General features: G+C 63.7%; 21 protein-coding genes. 10 read left to right on the forward strand and 11 right to left on the reverse strand.

The genetic code is table 11. From position 1 onward, the window contains the following. Nucleotides 1–23 precede the first annotated feature (23 nt). The gene (locus tag HUK72_RS14925) at nt 24–443 is read left to right on the forward strand and encodes a BLUF domain-containing protein (protein WP_255325738.1); all 420 of its coding nucleotides are present in this window, start codon (nt 24–26) and stop codon (nt 441–443) included. Between the two features lie 17 nt (nt 444–460). Here HUK72_RS14925 and HUK72_RS14930 read toward each other — a convergent pair whose 3' ends face one another. Further along, nucleotides 461–1579 (reverse strand): LacI family DNA-binding transcriptional regulator, encoded by a 1119-nt coding sequence (locus HUK72_RS14930; protein ID WP_218035983.1) that lies wholly within the window; start codon nt 1577–1579, stop codon nt 461–463. A gap of 249 nt (nt 1580–1828) precedes the next feature. Here HUK72_RS14930 and HUK72_RS14935 point away from each other — a divergent pair, with 249 nt between their 5' ends. Beyond that, nucleotides 1829–2581: a DUF72 domain-containing protein gene (locus HUK72_RS14935; protein ID WP_176597425.1), complete on the forward strand. Its 753-nt coding sequence runs from the start codon at nt 1829–1831 to the stop codon at nt 2579–2581. 298 nt (nt 2582–2879) lie between these two features. On the opposite strand, the gene HUK72_RS14940 is transcribed toward HUK72_RS14935, so the two are convergent. Beyond that, nucleotides 2880–3065: a PspC domain-containing protein gene (locus HUK72_RS14940; RefSeq protein ID WP_176597426.1), complete on the reverse strand. Its 186-nt coding sequence runs from the start codon at nt 3063–3065 to the stop codon at nt 2880–2882. Between the two features lie 341 nt (nt 3066–3406). Between HUK72_RS14940 and HUK72_RS14945 the strand changes: the two genes are divergently transcribed. Together HUK72_RS14945 and HUK72_RS14950 are read left to right on the forward strand one after the other, a co-directional pair. Next, nucleotides 3407–3793, forward strand: a complete 387-nt coding sequence (locus tag HUK72_RS14945; protein ID WP_176597873.1) for a gamma-glutamylcyclotransferase — start codon at nt 3407–3409, stop codon at nt 3791–3793. A 64-nt stretch (nt 3794–3857) separates the two neighbouring features. Beyond that, a complete protein-coding gene (locus HUK72_RS14950) occupies nt 3858–4757 on the forward strand; it encodes a dienelactone hydrolase family protein (protein ID WP_176597427.1) in 900 nt (299 codons plus the stop codon). 144 nt (nt 4758–4901) lie between these two features. On the opposite strand, the gene HUK72_RS14955 is transcribed toward HUK72_RS14950, so the two are convergent. Together HUK72_RS14955 and HUK72_RS14960 are read right to left on the reverse strand one after the other, a co-directional pair. Continuing rightward, nucleotides 4902–5438, reverse strand: coding sequence for a peroxiredoxin (locus HUK72_RS14955; RefSeq protein WP_369805969.1), 537 nt, complete (start codon nt 5436–5438; stop codon nt 4902–4904). A 15-nt stretch (nt 5439–5453) separates the two neighbouring features. Next, on the reverse strand, nt 5454–5843 hold the full coding sequence (locus HUK72_RS14960; protein WP_176597428.1) for a VOC family protein: 390 nt from the start codon (nt 5841–5843) through the stop codon (nt 5454–5456). 36 nt (nt 5844–5879) lie between these two features. Between HUK72_RS14960 and HUK72_RS14965 the strand changes: the two genes are divergently transcribed. The 4 genes from HUK72_RS14965 to HUK72_RS14980 all read left to right on the forward strand — a co-directional run bounded on the left by HUK72_RS14965 (nt 5880) and on the right by HUK72_RS14980 (nt 9052). After that, nucleotides 5880–6422 (forward strand): hypothetical protein, encoded by a 543-nt coding sequence (locus HUK72_RS14965; RefSeq protein WP_176597429.1) that lies wholly within the window; start codon nt 5880–5882, stop codon nt 6420–6422. Nucleotides 6423–6595: 173 nt separating this feature from the next. Beyond that, entirely contained in the window at nt 6596–7660 is a 1065-nt protein-coding gene (gene recF, locus HUK72_RS14970; RefSeq protein ID WP_176597430.1) for a DNA replication/repair protein RecF, read from the forward strand. Nucleotides 7661–7769: 109 nt separating this feature from the next. Next, nucleotides 7770–8300 (forward strand): CHAP domain-containing protein, encoded by a 531-nt coding sequence (locus HUK72_RS14975; RefSeq protein ID WP_176597431.1) that lies wholly within the window; start codon nt 7770–7772, stop codon nt 8298–8300. A gap of 83 nt (nt 8301–8383) precedes the next feature. Next, nucleotides 8384–9052 carry a CHAP domain-containing protein gene (locus HUK72_RS14980; protein WP_176597432.1) on the forward strand — a complete coding sequence of 223 codons (669 nt, stop codon included), beginning with the start codon at nt 8384–8386 and terminating at the stop codon, nt 9050–9052. A gap of 115 nt (nt 9053–9167) precedes the next feature. Here the strand turns inward: HUK72_RS14980 and HUK72_RS14985 are convergent, their stop codons facing one another. From HUK72_RS14985 to HUK72_RS15015, 7 genes are all read right to left on the reverse strand, one after another. After that, nucleotides 9168–9443, reverse strand: a complete 276-nt coding sequence (locus tag HUK72_RS14985; protein WP_176597433.1) for a DUF3297 family protein — start codon at nt 9441–9443, stop codon at nt 9168–9170. Between the two features lie 92 nt (nt 9444–9535). Next, nucleotides 9536–10393, reverse strand: a complete 858-nt coding sequence (locus HUK72_RS14990) for a serine protease (RefSeq protein WP_176597434.1) — start codon at nt 10391–10393, stop codon at nt 9536–9538. 3 nt (nt 10394–10396) lie between these two features. Continuing rightward, complete coding sequence (locus HUK72_RS14995; protein ID WP_176597875.1) at nt 10397–10819, reverse strand: DUF350 domain-containing protein; 423 nt, start codon at nt 10817–10819, stop codon at nt 10397–10399. A 261-nt stretch (nt 10820–11080) separates the two neighbouring features. Further along, the gene (locus tag HUK72_RS15000; protein ID WP_176597435.1) at nt 11081–11413 is read right to left on the reverse strand and encodes a hypothetical protein; all 333 of its coding nucleotides are present in this window, start codon (nt 11411–11413) and stop codon (nt 11081–11083) included. 109 nt (nt 11414–11522) lie between these two features. Next, nucleotides 11523–12764 carry a cyclopropane-fatty-acyl-phospholipid synthase family protein gene (locus tag HUK72_RS15005; RefSeq protein ID WP_176597436.1) on the reverse strand — a complete coding sequence of 414 codons (1242 nt, stop codon included), beginning with the start codon at nt 12762–12764 and terminating at the stop codon, nt 11523–11525. 31 nt (nt 12765–12795) lie between these two features. Beyond that, nucleotides 12796–13542: a molybdopterin-dependent oxidoreductase gene (locus HUK72_RS15010; protein WP_176597437.1), complete on the reverse strand. Its 747-nt coding sequence runs from the start codon at nt 13540–13542 to the stop codon at nt 12796–12798. After that, on the reverse strand, nt 13539–14255 hold the full coding sequence (locus tag HUK72_RS15015; RefSeq protein WP_176597438.1) for a cytochrome b/b6 domain-containing protein: 717 nt from the start codon (nt 14253–14255) through the stop codon (nt 13539–13541). The genes HUK72_RS15010 and HUK72_RS15015 overlap by 4 nt, the downstream gene beginning before the upstream one ends. Before the next feature lie 289 nt (nt 14256–14544). Here HUK72_RS15015 and HUK72_RS15020 point away from each other — a divergent pair, with 289 nt between their 5' ends. Further along, nucleotides 14545–15051: a porin family protein gene (locus HUK72_RS15020; protein WP_176597439.1), complete on the forward strand. Its 507-nt coding sequence runs from the start codon at nt 14545–14547 to the stop codon at nt 15049–15051. A 308-nt stretch (nt 15052–15359) separates the two neighbouring features. Then, the gene (locus HUK72_RS15025) at nt 15360–15872 is read left to right on the forward strand and encodes an outer membrane protein (protein WP_176597440.1); all 513 of its coding nucleotides are present in this window, start codon (nt 15360–15362) and stop codon (nt 15870–15872) included. The last annotated feature ends 284 nt before the right edge of the window (nt 15873–16156 follow it).

Genomic DNA, 16156 nt, shown 5'->3' on the forward strand with positions numbered 1-16156 from the left:
TGTTGTACGATCGTCATAATAGAATGATGCTCGACAAATGGTTTTATATTAGCACAAGTCGTTTGGGCACTGCCGGGGGTCAGGATGATGTTCGAGCGATTGTGGAAAATTCCATACCCCGCAACCGATCGCTTGGCGTAACCGGCGCGTTGCTTTTCACCGGGCAGAAATTCACCCAATATCTTGAAGGTTCGCCGGCAGCGATCGCAGAACTGAAGCAGAGCATCTGCCGCGATCCACGGCATGACGACATCCATACCATTGCGTCCGGGCCGTTCGACCACCGTCGGTTCTTGGGTTGGTCCTTGGCCTATGCCGGACCATCGCGTTTCGTGGCCGCCAAGGTTGAAGATGCGCTCCATGGAGCGCTCAACGAAGGTGAGGAAGCGATCGAAGCCCTGGCCGAACTATTGGCGGAATTTGTGGTCGACGGGCATTCCTGAGGCGGAGCACCCCGCGCCTATCCCGCCACGCCCGCTTTGGCCGGGGTCTTTGCGGCACGCGGTCGCCGCGCCCGGCCTTGAGGCGGCGGAGCGGTCGATTCCCTGACCACCAGCGAAGGCGCCAGGACGATGTTGCGGATCTCCGGATCGTCGCCGCGAATCCGTTGCAGCAGCAAATCCGCCGCCTCGCGCCCCAGCGCATTATGGCTGATCCGGATCGTCGTCAGCGGCGGCGTCACCAGATCCATCATCGGCATGTCGTTATGCCCGATGATCGATATGTCCTGCGGGCATCGAAGGCCCCGTTCCTTAAGCGCGTCATAGGCGCCGAGCGCCAGCAGGTCGTTTGCGGCGACGATCGCCGTGATGCCGGGCGCGCGATCCAGCAGGCGGCGGGTCGCCGCTGCGCCTTCTTCGCGTGAATAGCCTTCGGCGGCTTCATGCAGCGTGTCGACCGAGCGAAGGCCATGCTGCTCCATTGCGCCGTAAAAGGCGCGCCGCCGCAAATGGCCGGTCGAAACGCTGTCCGGCCCGGCAAGATGCGCGATCTTCCGGTGTCCCAGCTCCACGACATGATCCACCGCCAACTGCATCCCGAGCGCGTCGTCGGACACCACGGCCGACAATCGGCGCTTCTCCTCCGCCCGGTTGACGAGGACGGCGGGAATGCCTTGCTCAAGGCAGAAATCGACCACCGGATCGTCGCGCTGGACGGTCGCCAGGATCAGGCCCTCGATCTGCCTGGTCGCCAGTTCGCGCGCGATTTCGAGTTGGCGGCCGGGTTCGCGGCCGACATCCGCCACCACGGTCGAGAAGCCTTCCGCCGCCAGCCGCTCCGCCGCGCCGCTGAGGATCGGGGAGAAGACGGTGTTCGCAATGTCGGGCACCAGCATCCCGACCAGATGCGAGCGGCCCGTGCGCAGGCCCGCGGCAAGCAGGTTGCGCCGGTAGCCCAGGCGCTGCGCGACCGCGAGCACGCGTTCCGCCACCTCCTGCGCGACGAGATAGCGGGTCTCGGGGTTGAGCGCGCGCGAGACGGTGGACGGGTGAACCGCCGCGGCCTCCGCCACTTGTTTGATCGTGACGGTCTTCGATCTTGTGCTGCTGCTGGGCGGCAAGGCCTTCTCCTTTGACAAGCCTTTCTCTTCCCGGCGGCAAATCTTGGCAACCTGATTTCGCGGCTCGATGAGGGGCCGAGTGCAATATGATCGACGGCAGGGACTGAAAGCGTCCGCTCCGGGCCCCCTCGGCCTTCGTTCGACCTCCGCATGGCTGACGGTCAAGGGCGTCTGGCGGAAAGCCATGCCGGCTTGCCGCCAAGCGCTTTTCCCTCTGGCTCTGTTCGTGTTTGCCGATCAGGATGCCCGGCAAAAGGAGAGCGCAGCATGAGTGGAAAGATCAGGGTCGGCATCGGCGGTTGGGTCTTCGAACCATGGCGGGGCACCTTCTATCCCGAGGGGCTGCGGCAGAAGGACGAGCTGGCCTATGTGGGCGAACATCTGACCGCGACGGAGATCAACGCCACTTATTACAGCACGCAAAAGCCCGCGACCTTCGCCGGCTGGGCCAGAACGGTGCCCGACGGGTTCCAGTTCGCGGTCAAGGCGTCGCGTTTCTGCACCAATCGCCGGGTGCTGGCGGAATCAGGCGATTCGATCGCCAAATTCGTCCATCAGGGGCTGGTCGAGCTGGGCGACCGGCTAGGACCGGTTCTTTGGCAATTCATGCCGACCAAGAAATTCGATGCGGAGGATTTCGGGGCTTTCCTCAAGCTGCTGCCCGCCGGCGTCGATGGCGTGCCGTTGCGTCATGCGCTGGAGGTGCGGCATGAAAGCTTCGACGATCCCGCCTTTTTCGACCTGGCCCATGCGGCGGGGGCGGCGGTCGTCTATGCCGATCATCCCGAATATCCGGCGCTGCGCGGCCGGGACGTCGGCTTTTCCTACGCCCGGCTGATGCGCACGCGGGAGGAGGAGCCGACCGGCTATTCGCCCCAGGAAATCGACGGTTGGGCGGCGCAGGCGCAGGCGCGGGAGCAGGCGGCGAAAGGCGACGTCTATGCCTTCTTCATCAGCGGGGCGAAGGTCCGGGCGCCCGCGGCGGCGCAAGCGATGATTGTGGCTTTGGAGCAACGCTGACTGTTGCATTTGCTGCAACTGCGAAATCGTCCTTTGCGATTGTTACACTATCATGGCGGGCGCATAGGCCCGGACGCCGACAAGGCGAAGATAGAAAACAACTTGCAGGACGAACGATATGCGACACACGGTTCAGGGCGTTGCCCTCATGGTTGCGGTTGGCGCACAGATGCTGACCTTCTATTCGGTGCTGTTTGCCTGAGCGCGACATGACCCGACCCCTACCGTCCCTTTTGGACATCAGAAGAGCCGCCCCGAACATCGTCAAGGGCGGCTCTTTCATTATGGCTGTTCTTGATCAACCCTCCGCCAGCCATCCCGCCAGCAGATAGGCGGCGACGCCGACCGGGCCCAAAGCGCACAGCGTCAGCAGCACCACGGCGATGCGGATCAATGTGACATCCATGCCGGTGCGGTTGGAAAGTCCGGCGCATACGCCCATGATCTTTCCGTTGCGGCGGTCGAGGGTGAAGCTGTTGTTCATGGATCTGGCCTTCTTGACTCTCTGTTATGGGATCGGGCTGTTATGGGATCAGGCGATCGGCGTGACCGGGACGGCGGCGCTGATGAAGAGACCGGCGACGAGCAGCGCGCCGGTAAGCGCGAAAGCGGCGTTCTGAAGCTTGGCGAACATGATATACTCCCTGGACCATGTGGGGCCGGACCATCCGGCCGTGATGCCGGGAAGACTGCAGGAGCCGTGCCAATTTCCATTCCACCCGCAAATTCGAGGGTTTTCGCGAGCCCTGAATCCATTCGGTCTGGAAAAATTTACGTAAATTGGGCAAATTTCCTGCAAATAGGGAATATTTCCAGGGGGAATTTCTGAGCGAGCCGCTGCTCTTCGTCTATGGCACGTTGCGCCACGGCCTTGACGATCCGATGGCGGACTGGTTGCGCAATGCCGCGCGCCATGTCGGCCCGGCTGTGGCGCAAGGCAGGCTCTATCGCGTCGGCAGCTACCCCGCCTTTGTGCCGGGCGGATCGGATGCGGTGTCGGGCGACCTGTTCGCGCTTGCCGATCCGGCGGCGGTCTTCGCCATGCTCGACGATTATGAGGAATGCGCCGCCCCTTTTCCCGAGCCGCATGAATATCGCCGGGAACGGCTGATCGTCCGGGGCGAACATGGCCCGGTGGAGGCATGGACCTATATCTACAATCGGGATGTCGGCGCGCTGGATCGGATCGAGAGCGGCGATTTCCTTGCCTGAGAAGGACTTGCGCTGGTCGCGGACGCGATTAGGCTCGCGCGCCATGGCTTGAGGAGAGACGCGCATGACCGGCAACCAGGATCAGCCCGACCGTTTACCGGAAGACCGCAACTGGATCGGCTCGACTGGCCTCGACCGGCGCAAATTGCTGGCGGGCGGGGCCTTCGCCGCCGGTTTCGCCGCCGCCTGCCGTCCCGTTTCCAGCAGCGCCGTCCAGACCTCCGGCGAAGGGCTGAAGGAGGAGACGGTGTCGGTCAAGGCGAGCGACGGCTTCGCCATGCCGGCCTTCGTCGCCCGGCCCGCTAACGCCAAGGCCGCACCGATCATCGTCGTCGTGCATGAGATTTTCGGGGTGCATGAATGGATTCGCGACATTTGCCGCCGCTTCGCCCAGGCGGGCTATTATGCCATCGCGCCCGACCTGTTCGCCCGCCATGGCGACGCGACCAAGGTGGCGAACTTCAAGCAACTGATCGCCACCATCGTGTCCAAGGCGTCCGACGGGCAGGTGCTGAAGGACATCGACGCGACCTATGGCTGGGCGGGCGGCCATGGCGGCGATGGCCGGCGGCGCGGAATCACCGGTTTCTGCTGGGGCGGGCGGGCCGTCTGGCTCTATGCCGCCCATAGCAGGGAACTGGATGCGGGCGTCGCCTTCTACGGCCGCCTGATCAGCGAGAAGACGCCGTTGCAGCCCCTGAACGTGATCGAGCAGGTGAGCGCGCTCAAGGCCCCTGTGCTTGGCCAATATGGCGCGCTGGACAAGGGCATTCCGGTCGCGGATGTCGAGAAGATGCAGGCCGCGCTGAAGATCGCGGGCAAGGCGCCGCCCGACGCGATCACCGTCTATCCCGGCGCCGACCATGGCTTCATGGCCGACTATCGCCCCAGCTATAACGAAGCCGCCGCCAAGGCCGCTTGGGAGGCGACGCTCGGCTGGTTCGGCAAATATGTGAAGAAATAAGGGGCGTTGAGCTTGGACTGAAGCGAAGCCGGCACGCTTGCCGTGAATCCACACACGCCGTCATGCTGAAACAGTTTCAGCATGACGGGATTACATGGCGGCGACTGTCCATATGCCTGCCTTTCAACCCAACCTCAACCGAACCTATTTCTGCTTCATCGCCTCGACGGCGGCCAGCGTGCTCTTCACATGGCCGGCATAATTCATCTCGCTATGGACGAAGGCGATGCGGCCGCTGGGCGCGATGACATAGGAAGTGCGGTCGGTCATGCCCGGCCGCATCTTCAGCGCCACGTCATAGCCCGACACGATGTTCGGCCCGGCCGAGGCCACGGCGAACTTGCCCGCGCATTCCTTGGTGGAGAAGGCGACCAGATCGTCCACCGGATCGGCCGACATGCCGATCACCGTGGCGCCCGCCTTCTTGAAATCCTCGATATGCTCCGCGAACTCCCGCGCTTCGGCGGAGCAGCCCGGCGTGAACGCCTTGGGGAAGAAATAGAGCACCACCGGCCCGCGCTTCAACTGGTGCGATAGCGTCAGGGTAAAGGTCTTGCCCGCCAGCGCGCCGCGCGTGGTGAAGTCGGGCGCCTTCGCCCCCACGGCCAGCGCCGCCATGGCATTGTGCGAACCCAGCGCCATCGTGGCCAGAGCAAGGGCGATCTTCAGGCTTCTCATCATCGGCTTCCTTTTCATTCAGGCGGTTGGGGCGGACGGCTCCCAAAGTTCGATGGCATTGCCTTCGGGATCGTGGATGCGGGCGAAGCGGCCCACCTCCGGATGATCCCATTCGGCCTTGGTGATGACTGCAACGTTCGCGGCGCGCAAGTCCGCCAGCAGTCCGTCGAGATCGGACACGCGGAAATTGATCATGAACGCCTTATCGGCGGCGAAATAGTCGCTGTCGGCGGGGAAGGGGGCGAAGACCATCGGCCCGCCCCGCGCCGTCCATGTGTGGATGTTGGGCGCGACCTCAGGATCGGCGGAACGGCCCGCGCCGACACCCAGATGGGTGCGATACCAGGCGGAAAGCGCCTCCGGATCGCGGGCGCGAAAGAAAAATCCCCCCATTCCCAGCACCGGCATGGCATATCTCCCTTGTCGAGAAGGAGTATAGCAGGAATGACCCAGCAATCCGCGATGGCCGGAACCCCTTGGCGAAAGGCCGGTTTTCTTCCCATGCGCGCCATGATCCTCCTGCCGTTGCTCGTCCTTGCAGCCTGTGGCGACCAGAAAAGCGACCAGCCCGGCATGGCCACCAATATCGTCGACGAGGCGACGTCGGACGTCCGCGAAGTGCCGCAGGGGCAGAACGGAATCCAGACGGCCGAACCCGCGCCGGACATTTTGTCCCCATCGGCGCCGGTCGGCGTTACCATCCCCGCCAGCATACAGGGCCGCTGGGCGGGGCTGGATGAAAGCTGCGCCGACCGCGCGACCGAGCTGGAACTGACCATCACGCCCACCAGCCTGGTTTTCCTGGAAAGCGAGGGCAAGGCGACCGGCGTGTCCCACGGTCCGGATGGCCGCATCCGCATCGACGCGGCCTTCACCGGGGAGGGGCAGAGCTGGAACAGGAAGCTGGAACTGCGCCCGTCGGCGGGTGGTCGGGAGTTGACGGTGATCGATGACGGAAGGGCTGTGACTCGGAAACGGTGTAGTTAGTAAGCCCGAGCCTCCACGCACATTGTGCTCCTGCGGAGGCAGGAGCCCAGTCCCGCCGTCCGAACTGGGTTCCTGCGTTGGCTTACGCCGCCCTTCGGGTCGCAGGAACACGTCCATTGCTCGGAAATCGCGAAACGCTTCCCCAAAGGCCCCGCACTGGCTAGAGCCACCTCATGATCGGCCGTCTTACCTTGAGCGATTTCCGCAACCATGCGGATGCGCTGATCGTGCCCGATCACAGCTTCGTCGTGCTGACCGGCGACAATGGCGCGGGCAAGACCAATATATTGGAAGCCGTGTCGATGCTGGCCCCCGGCCGGGGCCTGCGCGGCGCGGCCCTGCGCGACATGGTGCGGCAGGACGGCGCGGGCGGCTTCGGCATAGCGGCGGAAGTGGACGGCGTGATGCTGGGGACCGGCGTGCTCGCCTCCGCCCCGGACCGGCGGCAGGTGCGGATCGGCGGCGTCTCCTCCTCCGCCAATGCGCTGGCGGATCATCTGTCCATCGTCTGGCTCACGCCTGCCATGGACCGGCTGTTCATGGACAGCCCCGGCGGACGGCGGCGCTTTCTCGATCGACTGACCTTGGCCCTTCATCCCGGCCATGCCGTGCACAGCGCTCGTTATGAAGCCGCGATGCGCGCCCGCAACCGGCTGCTGGGCGATCTGCACAGTGCCGATCCAAGCTGGTTGAGCGCGCTCGAAGCGCAAATGGACGAGCATGGCGTGGCCCTTGCCGCCGCCCGCGCCGATCTGGTCGCACGCCTGAGCGCTGCGCTGGAGGATCAGCCCGACCAACCCTTCGCCCGCCCGCTGCTGGCGATCGAGGGGGAGAGCGATGAACCGCTCGCCCCCCGCCTAGCCCGCGAACGCCGTCGCGATGCCGCCGCCGGGCGCACCTTGTCCGGTCCGCATCGGCAGGATCTGGCCGTCACCCATGCCGCCAAGGCCCAGGCCGCTGCGCTCTGCTCGACCGGGGAGCAGAAGGCGTTGCTGCTCTCGATCCTGCTGGCCCATGCGGCGCTGGTCACGGTTCATCGCGGCCAGCCGCCGGTGCTGCTGCTCGACGAAGTGGCGGCGCATCTCGACCCGTCGCGACGGGCTGCGCTGTTCGACCGCCTGCGCGAAACCGGCGGTCAGGTCTGGATGACGGGGACGGAAGACAGTCTTTTCAATGAATTGCCGGTCGCGAGCCGGTTTGGCGTAACGGCGGGCCACGTCTTTCGTTCCGCAGATTGACGCGCCGCAACAACGACTCGTCGCTGGCGGCTTTTCAACGCGTCCGGCGTCTGCCCTAAGAAGCCTCACGGGGTTAAGTCGTTCAAAAGAAGTCGGGGGTCGCATTTCCATGATCGTTGGTTTTCGCGCTTTTGTCGCAGCGGTAACGCTCGCACTTGGCGCCCTGATCACGACCCCGGCCGCTGCGGGCACGCTCCAGTGCGCGCCCTTCGCTCGCCAGGTTTCCGGTATCGAGCTGTACGGCAACGCCAACACCTGGTGGGGCCAGGCCGAGGGCCGCTATGATCGTGGCCATGAGCCGCGCGTCGGCGCCGTCCTTGCCTTCGCCGCCAGCCGCTCCATGCCGGTCGGTCATGTCGCCATGGTCAGCAAGGTGATCAGCGATCGCGAAGTGCTGCTGACCCACGCCAACTGGTCCTATCGCGGCGGGATCGAGCGCAATGTCCGCGCCGTCGACGTGTCGCCCAATAATGACTGGACCGACGTGCGGGTGTGGTACGGCCCGACCGGGGGTCTGGGCCTGCGTCCCAATCCCGCCAAGGGCTTTATTTATGCTGGCAAGGCGAGCGAAGCTCCCGTGCAGATCGCCATGGCCGACCGCGCAACCACCGGCAGCGACTCTGCCCGTGGTGCTTTCTGACATTTTAACCAGTTCCTAAGGGCTGCCGCCTAGTCTGATCGGCGGTGGGGCGATTCTGGGACTGGGGTCGCATGAAATTGGGAATGATGCGCTGGGCGGCCTTGCTGCTGGCCAGTCTGACGACGACGCCTGTGCTGGGCGCGACGGTGCTGCAATGCGTGCCCTATGCGCGCATCGTGTCCGGCGTGCAGATTTATGGCGACGCGTTGACCTGGTGGGACCAGGCGGAAAATCACTATAAGCGCGGCCATATGCCCCGCAAGGGCGCGGTGCTGGCCTTTCGTCCCATGGGGCCGATGGTATTGGGCCATGTCGCCGTGGTCAGCAAGGTGCTGGACGACCGGCGCGTGCTGATCCGGCATGCCAACTGGTCGGTGCCTGGCGCGATCGAGGAAGATGTGTTGGCGATCGACGTATCGGAGGAAGGCGACTGGAGCGAGGTGCGCGTTTGGCACAGCCCGACCAACCAGATGGGTGCGCGCAGCAATCCGACCTTTGGTTTCATCTATCCCGACAAGCCGCAATTGCGCGAATTCCGGCCCGACCCGGCGTTGGGCGACAGCATGCGTTTCGCGAGCCTGACGATCGCGAAGGACGATCCGGAGGAAGAAACCGCTCCGCCGCGTAGGGTTTCCAGCCGGCCGCGCCTGGTCTTGGACATGCGGGCCATTCGTTATGCCGATGCGACGCCTTCGGCCCGTTCGCTGCGCGACATCATCGCGGACGTGAAGCGCGACGCGGCGTTGCGTTAAAGCACCCTCTCCACACGTCATGCTGAACTTGTTTCAGCATCCATCACGCCCCACGCGCCTTCGCTTTTGGGGAGAAATGGATGCTGAAACAAGTTCAGCATGACGGTGTGAAAACCTATTCCGTCTTGTCCGCCGCTTCTTCAGCGCCTTCAGCCGGATTCTCGAACCAGGCTTCGACTGGCCCCGACAGCTTGATCGTCAGCGGCTGGCCATGCCGGTCGCGGGTCTTGCCCGCCGCGACGCGAATCCAGCCTTCGGAGATGCTATATTCCTCGACATCATTGCGGACACGGTCCTTGAACTTGATGCCGATGCCGCGCTGAAGCACGTCGATGTCGAAAAAGGGGCTTTTCGGGTTGGTGGAAAGGCGGTCGGGGGGCGTGTCGCTCATGATGGTCCAAATCCTGTCAAACTAGTGATTTCGAGTGAAATGGTACATTTCACGACTTGGAAATCACGAAAAGCCAAGGTCTGGCGCGCGACCTAGCCTTTCGGCCGCCCTGCCGTCAACCGTCCCGGTCCATCGTCGACATCGCAGAAGATGCGCCGGATCACCCCCTGCGCCAGCCAGGATTCGAAGCGCGCCTGCGCGTCGGCCATGTCCAGAAAGGGATAGGCGACGGGCCGGTCGCCCACCGCCCGGCTGGCGACGACCAGCCGCATCATTGCGTCGGGCGCTGTGGTCAATATCCGCCCGCGCCGGTCGGTGGCGGCGCTGTTGACGCCGACGACATGGCCGTCCTCGGCAAAGACCGGCCCGCCGCTGATGCCCGACAGCGTGCCGTCGCCCATCGGGATGCGCCCATGTTCGGCCCAGGCGAGCACGGGCTGGGTCTCCTCCCCCGTACCGCGCCGGGCGCGGGCGGCGCCGATCAGCTCGGATATGACCAAAGTCGGCTGTCCGCCTGGAAAACCCATATGATAGCCGACCGATCCGGGCGGCGGCATCCGGTCCGACAAGGGCAGGGCATGGTCGCTCGCCACCCCGCCATGCACCAGCGCGGCGTCGGCTTCCCGGCTTTCCACCAGCCGCGACACGGGCCGGGCGAAGCCGCCCTGCTCTATGCCGACGCGGGTGCAGCTATGGGTGACATGTTCCGCGGTCAGCCACGCGCCGCCGCGATCGATGGCGAAGGTCGTCCCCATGCTGTCGGCGGGCGCTTCGGCCCGTTCCTCGATCACGAAGCTTTCATCGCTCCATTGCGGCATCGGGCGGCGGGGCGAGCGCGGGTCGAAAGCCTCGACCTGCAGCGGCGTCGGCTTGGTGACCTCGCTGATCCACAGCAGCGCAAGGATGATGCCGAGCAGGCCCGGCAGACAGCCGAAGCGCCGGCCCGCCACGGCTCAACCCGCGACCGCGCCGGCGGTGAGGCAGGCGATCGCGACCTTCATCATGGCCAGGAAGGTGGCGGCGGAACGCTCGTCCGCCTCGATCCGGGTCGGCAGCGAACCCAGCAGGAAATCGACCACGCGAAAGGCGATGAGTTGCAGGATCAGCGTCACGCTGCCCCAGATCATGATGTCCCAGACATTGACCGATCCCGCGAGGCAGAAGCCCAACGGCACCGCCAGCCCGATCGCCGCGCCGCCGAGCGAGATCGCCGCCGCCTCATTGCCTGCGCGGATGAGCGCGAACTCGTCATGCGGCGTAATCCACATATAGAGCGCCAGCGCCGCCAGCCAGGCCAGCGTCGCGGACGCCAGATGCAGCAGGAAGATGGGCAGGCCGGACAGCAGGCTCTGAATGACGGGCATGGGATCGGTCATGCGGATCAGGATGCCGCAAGCGGGTGCGGGGCGCAATTGGTGGTCGATGTGGAATGGGTGGATGGCAGACATTCCTAATCCTCCCCATCGAGAGATGGGGGGGGGACCAGCCGCAGGCTGGTGGAGGGGAAAATAGCACGACCTGCGTAGCTTCCCCTCCACCATGCTTCGCATGTCGAAGAGAGGCACGTGACTCTCTTCGACCCTCCCCACGCTTCGCGCAGGGAGGATTTGGCGGTCTGAAATTGGCCAAATATCAGCTCAGTTGCAGACCCGCACCTTCACGCGCCGGTCGCGATAGTGATTGTACCGCCACTCGGTCCAGCAGCGCTGGCGGTAATGGCCGCGCCAGGAGCGCCGGTCGCCCCGCCAATAGCGGCGATCGCCGTCCCGCCAGTCGCGCCGCCCATCCCAGCGCCTATCGTCCCAACGTCGGTCATCCCAACGCCTGTCATCATAGCGGTCGCCCCGATAACCGTCGCGATAGCCATAATCATAGCCGCCATAATATTGCGCCTGTGCAGGGGCTGCGCTCACACCCATGGCGGTGATCGCCAAGCCCAGGGCCGCCGCGCCCTTCCACAAGATATTCATGTCCGTCTCTCCTCAACATGCGCCCGTCGCCGGGGCCATGAAGGGAAAGATACACCCGCTTGACTGAACCGTCAGGGAACGGCGTCGTAAGCCTGCGTTCAGGGATGAATCAGCGGCCGCGCAGGGCGCTTTCCGCCTCCAGCATATAGTCGCGGGTGATCGGCAGCGAACGGCGGTCGCGGACATATTGGACCTGGTAATTCACCATGCCACCATGTTCGAACACAGTCGCCGCGCCCGCCAGATAGAAGGTCCACAGGCGGAAGAACCGCTCGTCATACAGCGCGACGATGTCCGCCTTGTGCGCCAGCGTCCGCTTGTACCATTCGCGGATGGTGAGGCCGTAATGGATGCGCAGCACCTCGACATCCGTGACCATCAGCCGCGTGCCCTCGCTGCCCTGAATCATCTCCGACAGGGCGGGGATATAGCCGCCGGGGAAGATATATTTCTGGGTGAAGGCGTCGGTGATGCCCGGCCCGTCGACCCGCCCGATGGTGTGGATCAGCATCACCCCGTCCGGCGTCAGAAGCTCGCGGCACTTGTTGTAGAAGGTGCGGTAATCCTTGGTCCCGACATGTTCGAACATGCCGACCGACACGATGCGGTCGAACGGCCCGTCCATGTCGCGATAGTCGATCAGTTCGAAACGCACATGATCGGCCACGCCCGCATCCTGCGCCCGCTGCCGCGCGACCTTGAGCTGTTCTTCCGACAGGGTGATGCCGGTCACGTCGACGCCGCAGGTGCGGTGCAGATAGAGCGCCATGCCGCCCCAGCCGCAGCCGATGTCCAGCACCTTCATGCCGGGTTTCAGGTGCAGCTTGGCGGCGATATGCGCCTTCTTGTCCTCCTGCGCCTGTTCCAGGCTGATGCCCGTCTCATTGACGGCATCGGGGAAATAGGCGCAGCTATATTGCCGGTCGCGGTCGAGGAAGAGGGCGTAGAGCGCGCCCGAAAGATCATAATGATGGGCGACATTGGCCTTGGACCGGGCGCGGTGATTGGCGGCCCATAGCTTGCGCCGGATCGTCTTGAAGCCGCGCTTCAACGAGCCCAGGTCACTGATCGACTTGCCCGTTTCCCAGGCATTGTTCATGCGGATGAGCGAGATCAGCTCCATGATCCCGCCGCCCTCGATGGCGACGCGCCCGTCGATGAAGGCTTCCGCCATGCCCAGACGCGGGTCCTTGATGATGTCGAACGGTACCCGCGCATCGTGGAATTTCAGCGCCAGCGACGGGAAACCCGGTTCGGGCGTGCCCACCGTGATCTTCCTGCCGTCATGATAATAGATGCTGAGCTGGCCGCGCGTGACAAGCCGCTTGATGACCCGATCGAATAATTTCATGGGGCTACCCTGTCAGGTCGTTCTGTCCGCGTCAAATGCCGGCATACCAGTCATAGCCGGCATGATCCTCCCAGAAGCCGCCCTTGCCCCCGCCTATGCCGTCCAGCGACGCAACCGCCTCAATCTGCATCAAATATTTCGCCTGCTTGTAGCCCAATTGCCGCTCCACCCGGAGTCTCAGCGGCGCGCCGTTCGCCACCCGCAGGGGCTGGTCGTTGAGCGCGAAAGCGAGGATCGTCTGCGGGTGGAAAGCGTCCATCAGGTCGATGCTTTCATAATAGCCACGGCCGCCGCCCATATCGTCGGCACAGCGAAAGACGATATAGCGGGCGCCATCCCGTAATCGCGCCGCGTCGAGAATATGCTTCAATGGCACGCCGCGCCATTTGCCGATAGCGCTCCACCCCTCGACGCAGTCGTGCCGCGTGATCTGCTCGCGATGGGGGAAGGCGTGGAGTTGGGCCAGCGACAGCGCCAAGGGCCGGGCGAGCAGCCCGCCGACCCGCAGCCGCCAGTCGGCAAAGCCGCTGCGCCACAGCGCCTTATATTCGGGCGTGTTGGGATTGGCGGTGCCGTTCGGCCGGAAGAAGGGGGAGATCTGGTCCGGGCGGAACTCATGGGCCAGCGCGTCGCGGGCCATCAGGCTGCGCTGCGCCCATTGGTGGAAATTCTCGGCGGAGAAGAGCGCTTCCCGCACTGCCTCATTCTTCGCCAGCCGGTCGCAGCCCGCCAGCGTTGCCGCAGCGCCCAGCATCAGAGTCCGGCGGTTCAGGATCATGACCGCGCCTCCGGCACCCTGTAGCGTCCGCTGATCATCGACCGGACCTCGTTCACCGGCCCCGCCAGCAGCACCATCAGCATATGCACCAGGAAGAAGGCGACCAGCGCGAAAGCGGTGCTGAAGTGGATCGACCGCGCCGACTGCCGCCCGCCGAACAGCTCGACCAGCCAGGGCCAGGCTGCGTTCATGCCCGGCGACATGGTAAGCCCCGACAGGATGATCAGCGGCAGCGCGACGAAGATCACGCCGATATAGCTCGCCTTCTGCAAGACGTTATAGCGCAGCGCCGCCTCCCCGGTCGCAAAGCGCAGCCGCGCATGATCCCTGATGTCCTGCCAGACATGGCGCGGCGCCAGCTCCCCGCGTCGAAAGGCGAGGTCGCGGCCCAGATGCCGCCCGAACAGGCTCCAGAGCATGTAGAAGAGCAGCGCGAAGGCGAAGATCGGTGCGGCGGTCAGATGCCAGTGCCGCGACATCGCCAGATTATAGCGGGCGGGCAGGGTGATCCAGCCACCGAACCGCCCCAGCACCAGCCAGGGATGGTCGAAATTCGCGCCATATTGGCCCCAATAGAGCCGGGGATGCGCGTTGAAGATGCCAAGCCCGCTGGTGAGCAGCACATAAAGCAGCAGCGCGTTCAGCCAGTGCCACAGCCGCACCGGCAAGCGGTGGCGCAGCACCGTTTTCCGCTTGGGCAGGGCGCTATCCATAGGCAACTGTTACCCTTTTGCACCACCGGGGTCAAAATAAGGATGATGTTACGCAAGTGAACCCGTTTTCCGATTTCGTTCATGTGGGAGCCAGCTTCCAGGTCCATAAGCGCCCTGCCTGGAACCAAGTAAAGGTCCAGACTTTTGAAGTTTGTATGGATCGGTTCCCTGATATTTCAAGAGGGTCGGGATCAAAAAATATTACAGATCAGTCCCTTTTAAAAACTGATTGAGACCATAGATGAGTCCCGCCCGGTTAAGGGTATCGAATAATTTGATGAGGAATATCATGAAGACTGCGATTCTCGCAGCTATTGCTGCTTCCACCGTTTCTGTTCCTGCTTTTGCTCAGGATGCTGTGCCTTTTACTGGCCCACGCGCCGGCATTACCATGGGCTATGACAAGGTCCAGGGCAGCGATGGCTTCAGCTACGGCGTGTCGACCGGCTATGACCTGGCCGTCACTCCGCGCATCACCTTCGGTCCGGAAGTGTCGTTCAGCGAGTCCACCGCCAAGTTCGGCGGCGTCGACGCCAGCCGCGATCTCGCCGCCTCGGTGCGCCTGGGCTATGTCGTGACGCCGCAGGTGCTGGCATTCGGCAAGGTCGGCTATGCCAACAGCCGCTTCGAGATCCCCGGCGATCACCAGACGCTGGAAGGCGTGCGCTATGGCGGGGGCCTGGAATATTCGGTGACGCCGCGCACCTATATCTCGGCGGAATATCAGCGCACCGAATATGAAGATAATTTCGGTGGCCGTGACGCGGGCGTGGTCGGCGTCGGTTTCCGCTTCTGATCGAAGCATCCGTTCCGGACGGAAAGGGGCGGTCCCGCCGGGGCCGCCCTTTCTCATGCAAAGTCAGACTGTTGCGAAAAAGCATCATACATTTGTAAAGTTCATATCCAACTTGCAACAATGACAATAAGGTTACATATGCGCGCCGTCAGCGACACACATCGCTGCGTGCAGGACGGGAGGATAAGCCGAATAGAATCGGTATTCCAAATGGCGATGAAATAAAAAGCGCAACGCCATCCCGTAAAAAGAACGAAAACGCCTGTCCTGTTCATGGGATTGTGCGTTTCTCATGATATGAGGACTTTATGAAGACTGTGATTTTCGCAGCCCTTGCTGCTGCCGCCGTTTCCGCTCCCGCTTTCGCTCAGGATGCTGCGCCCTTCACCGGGCCGCGCGCTGGCGTCACGCTGGGCTATGACAAGCTGGGCGGCGAAGACGGCTTCGCCTACGGCGTGTCGACCGGTTATGACATCGCGCTCGCTCCGCGCGTCACCTTCGGCCCGGAAGTGTCGCTGAGCGACACCACCATCGGCGCCGGCGGCACGGAAATCAGCCGTGATCTCGCCGCTTCGGTCCGTCTCGGCTATGTCGTGACGCCGCGCGTCCTGGTCTTCGGCAAGGTCGGCTATGCCAACACCCGCATCGAAGCGTCGAACAGCAACGCCGGCGCTTCGTTCGAAGGCGTGCGCTATGGCGGCGGCGCGGAATTCGCCGTGACCGGCAACACCTACATCTCGGCTGAATATCAGCGCACCGAGTATGAAGACGGCATTGGCGGCCGTGACGCCGGCGTCGTCGGCATCGGCTTCCGTTTCTAATCCCTCTCGGATAGAACAGGGGAAGGGCGGTCCCGGCTGGGGCCGCCCTTTTTCCATGGCTTGCTCATAGTGTTTCGATGACTTGCGACGTGTTCCTGCAGGCCGAAGGCGGGCGTAGCCCAATGCAGGACCCAGTTCCGCCCTCCGACCGGATTCCTGCGTTGCTTACGCCGCCCTGCGGGTCGCAGGATAGGCTTCACGGAAACGGTCCGAACCCTAAGGCTGTATCGACATTCAGCTATCTCGCACGATTGGCGCTACCGTCATTCCAAATCGTCATGCTG

It is taken from the genome of Sphingobium sp. 15-1 (assembly GCF_013375535.1).
Classification (GTDB): domain Bacteria; phylum Pseudomonadota; class Alphaproteobacteria; order Sphingomonadales; family Sphingomonadaceae; genus Sphingobium; species Sphingobium aromaticivastans.

Bases quoted from the DNA above. Each gene is read 5' to 3' on its own strand.
- HUK72_RS14925 (WP_255325738.1), top strand. From the start codon at position 24: ATGATGCTCGACAAATGGTTTTATATTAGCACAAGTCGTTTGGGCACT.
- HUK72_RS14935 (WP_176597425.1), top strand. From the start codon at position 1,829: ATGAGTGGAAAGATCAGGGTCGGCATCGGCGGTTGGGTCTTCGAACCA.
- HUK72_RS14940 (WP_176597426.1), bottom strand. From the start codon at position 3,065: ATGAACAACAGCTTCACCCTCGACCGCCGCAACGGAAAGATCATGGGC.
- HUK72_RS14950 (WP_176597427.1), top strand. From the start codon at position 3,858: ATGACCGGCAACCAGGATCAGCCCGACCGTTTACCGGAAGACCGCAAC.
- HUK72_RS14955 (WP_369805969.1), bottom strand. From the start codon at position 5,438: ATGATGAGAAGCCTGAAGATCGCCCTTGCTCTGGCCACGATGGCGCTG.
- HUK72_RS14960 (WP_176597428.1), bottom strand. From the start codon at position 5,843: ATGCCGGTGCTGGGAATGGGGGGATTTTTCTTTCGCGCCCGCGATCCG.
- HUK72_RS14965 (WP_176597429.1), top strand. From the start codon at position 5,880: ATGACCCAGCAATCCGCGATGGCCGGAACCCCTTGGCGAAAGGCCGGT.
- recF (WP_176597430.1), top strand. From the start codon at position 6,596: ATGATCGGCCGTCTTACCTTGAGCGATTTCCGCAACCATGCGGATGCG.
- HUK72_RS14975 (WP_176597431.1), top strand. From the start codon at position 7,770: ATGATCGTTGGTTTTCGCGCTTTTGTCGCAGCGGTAACGCTCGCACTT.
- HUK72_RS14980 (WP_176597432.1), top strand. From the start codon at position 8,384: ATGATGCGCTGGGCGGCCTTGCTGCTGGCCAGTCTGACGACGACGCCT.
- HUK72_RS14985 (WP_176597433.1), bottom strand. From the start codon at position 9,443: ATGAGCGACACGCCCCCCGACCGCCTTTCCACCAACCCGAAAAGCCCC.
- HUK72_RS14995 (WP_176597875.1), bottom strand. From the start codon at position 10,819: ATGACCGATCCCATGCCCGTCATTCAGAGCCTGCTGTCCGGCCTGCCC.
- HUK72_RS15000 (WP_176597435.1), bottom strand. From the start codon at position 11,413: ATGAATATCTTGTGGAAGGGCGCGGCGGCCCTGGGCTTGGCGATCACC.
- HUK72_RS15005 (WP_176597436.1), bottom strand. From the start codon at position 12,764: ATGAAATTATTCGATCGGGTCATCAAGCGGCTTGTCACGCGCGGCCAG.
- HUK72_RS15010 (WP_176597437.1), bottom strand. From the start codon at position 13,542: ATGATCCTGAACCGCCGGACTCTGATGCTGGGCGCTGCGGCAACGCTG.
- HUK72_RS15015 (WP_176597438.1), bottom strand. From the start codon at position 14,255: ATGGATAGCGCCCTGCCCAAGCGGAAAACGGTGCTGCGCCACCGCTTG.
- HUK72_RS15020 (WP_176597439.1), top strand. From the start codon at position 14,545: ATGAAGACTGCGATTCTCGCAGCTATTGCTGCTTCCACCGTTTCTGTT.
- HUK72_RS15025 (WP_176597440.1), top strand. From the start codon at position 15,360: ATGAAGACTGTGATTTTCGCAGCCCTTGCTGCTGCCGCCGTTTCCGCT.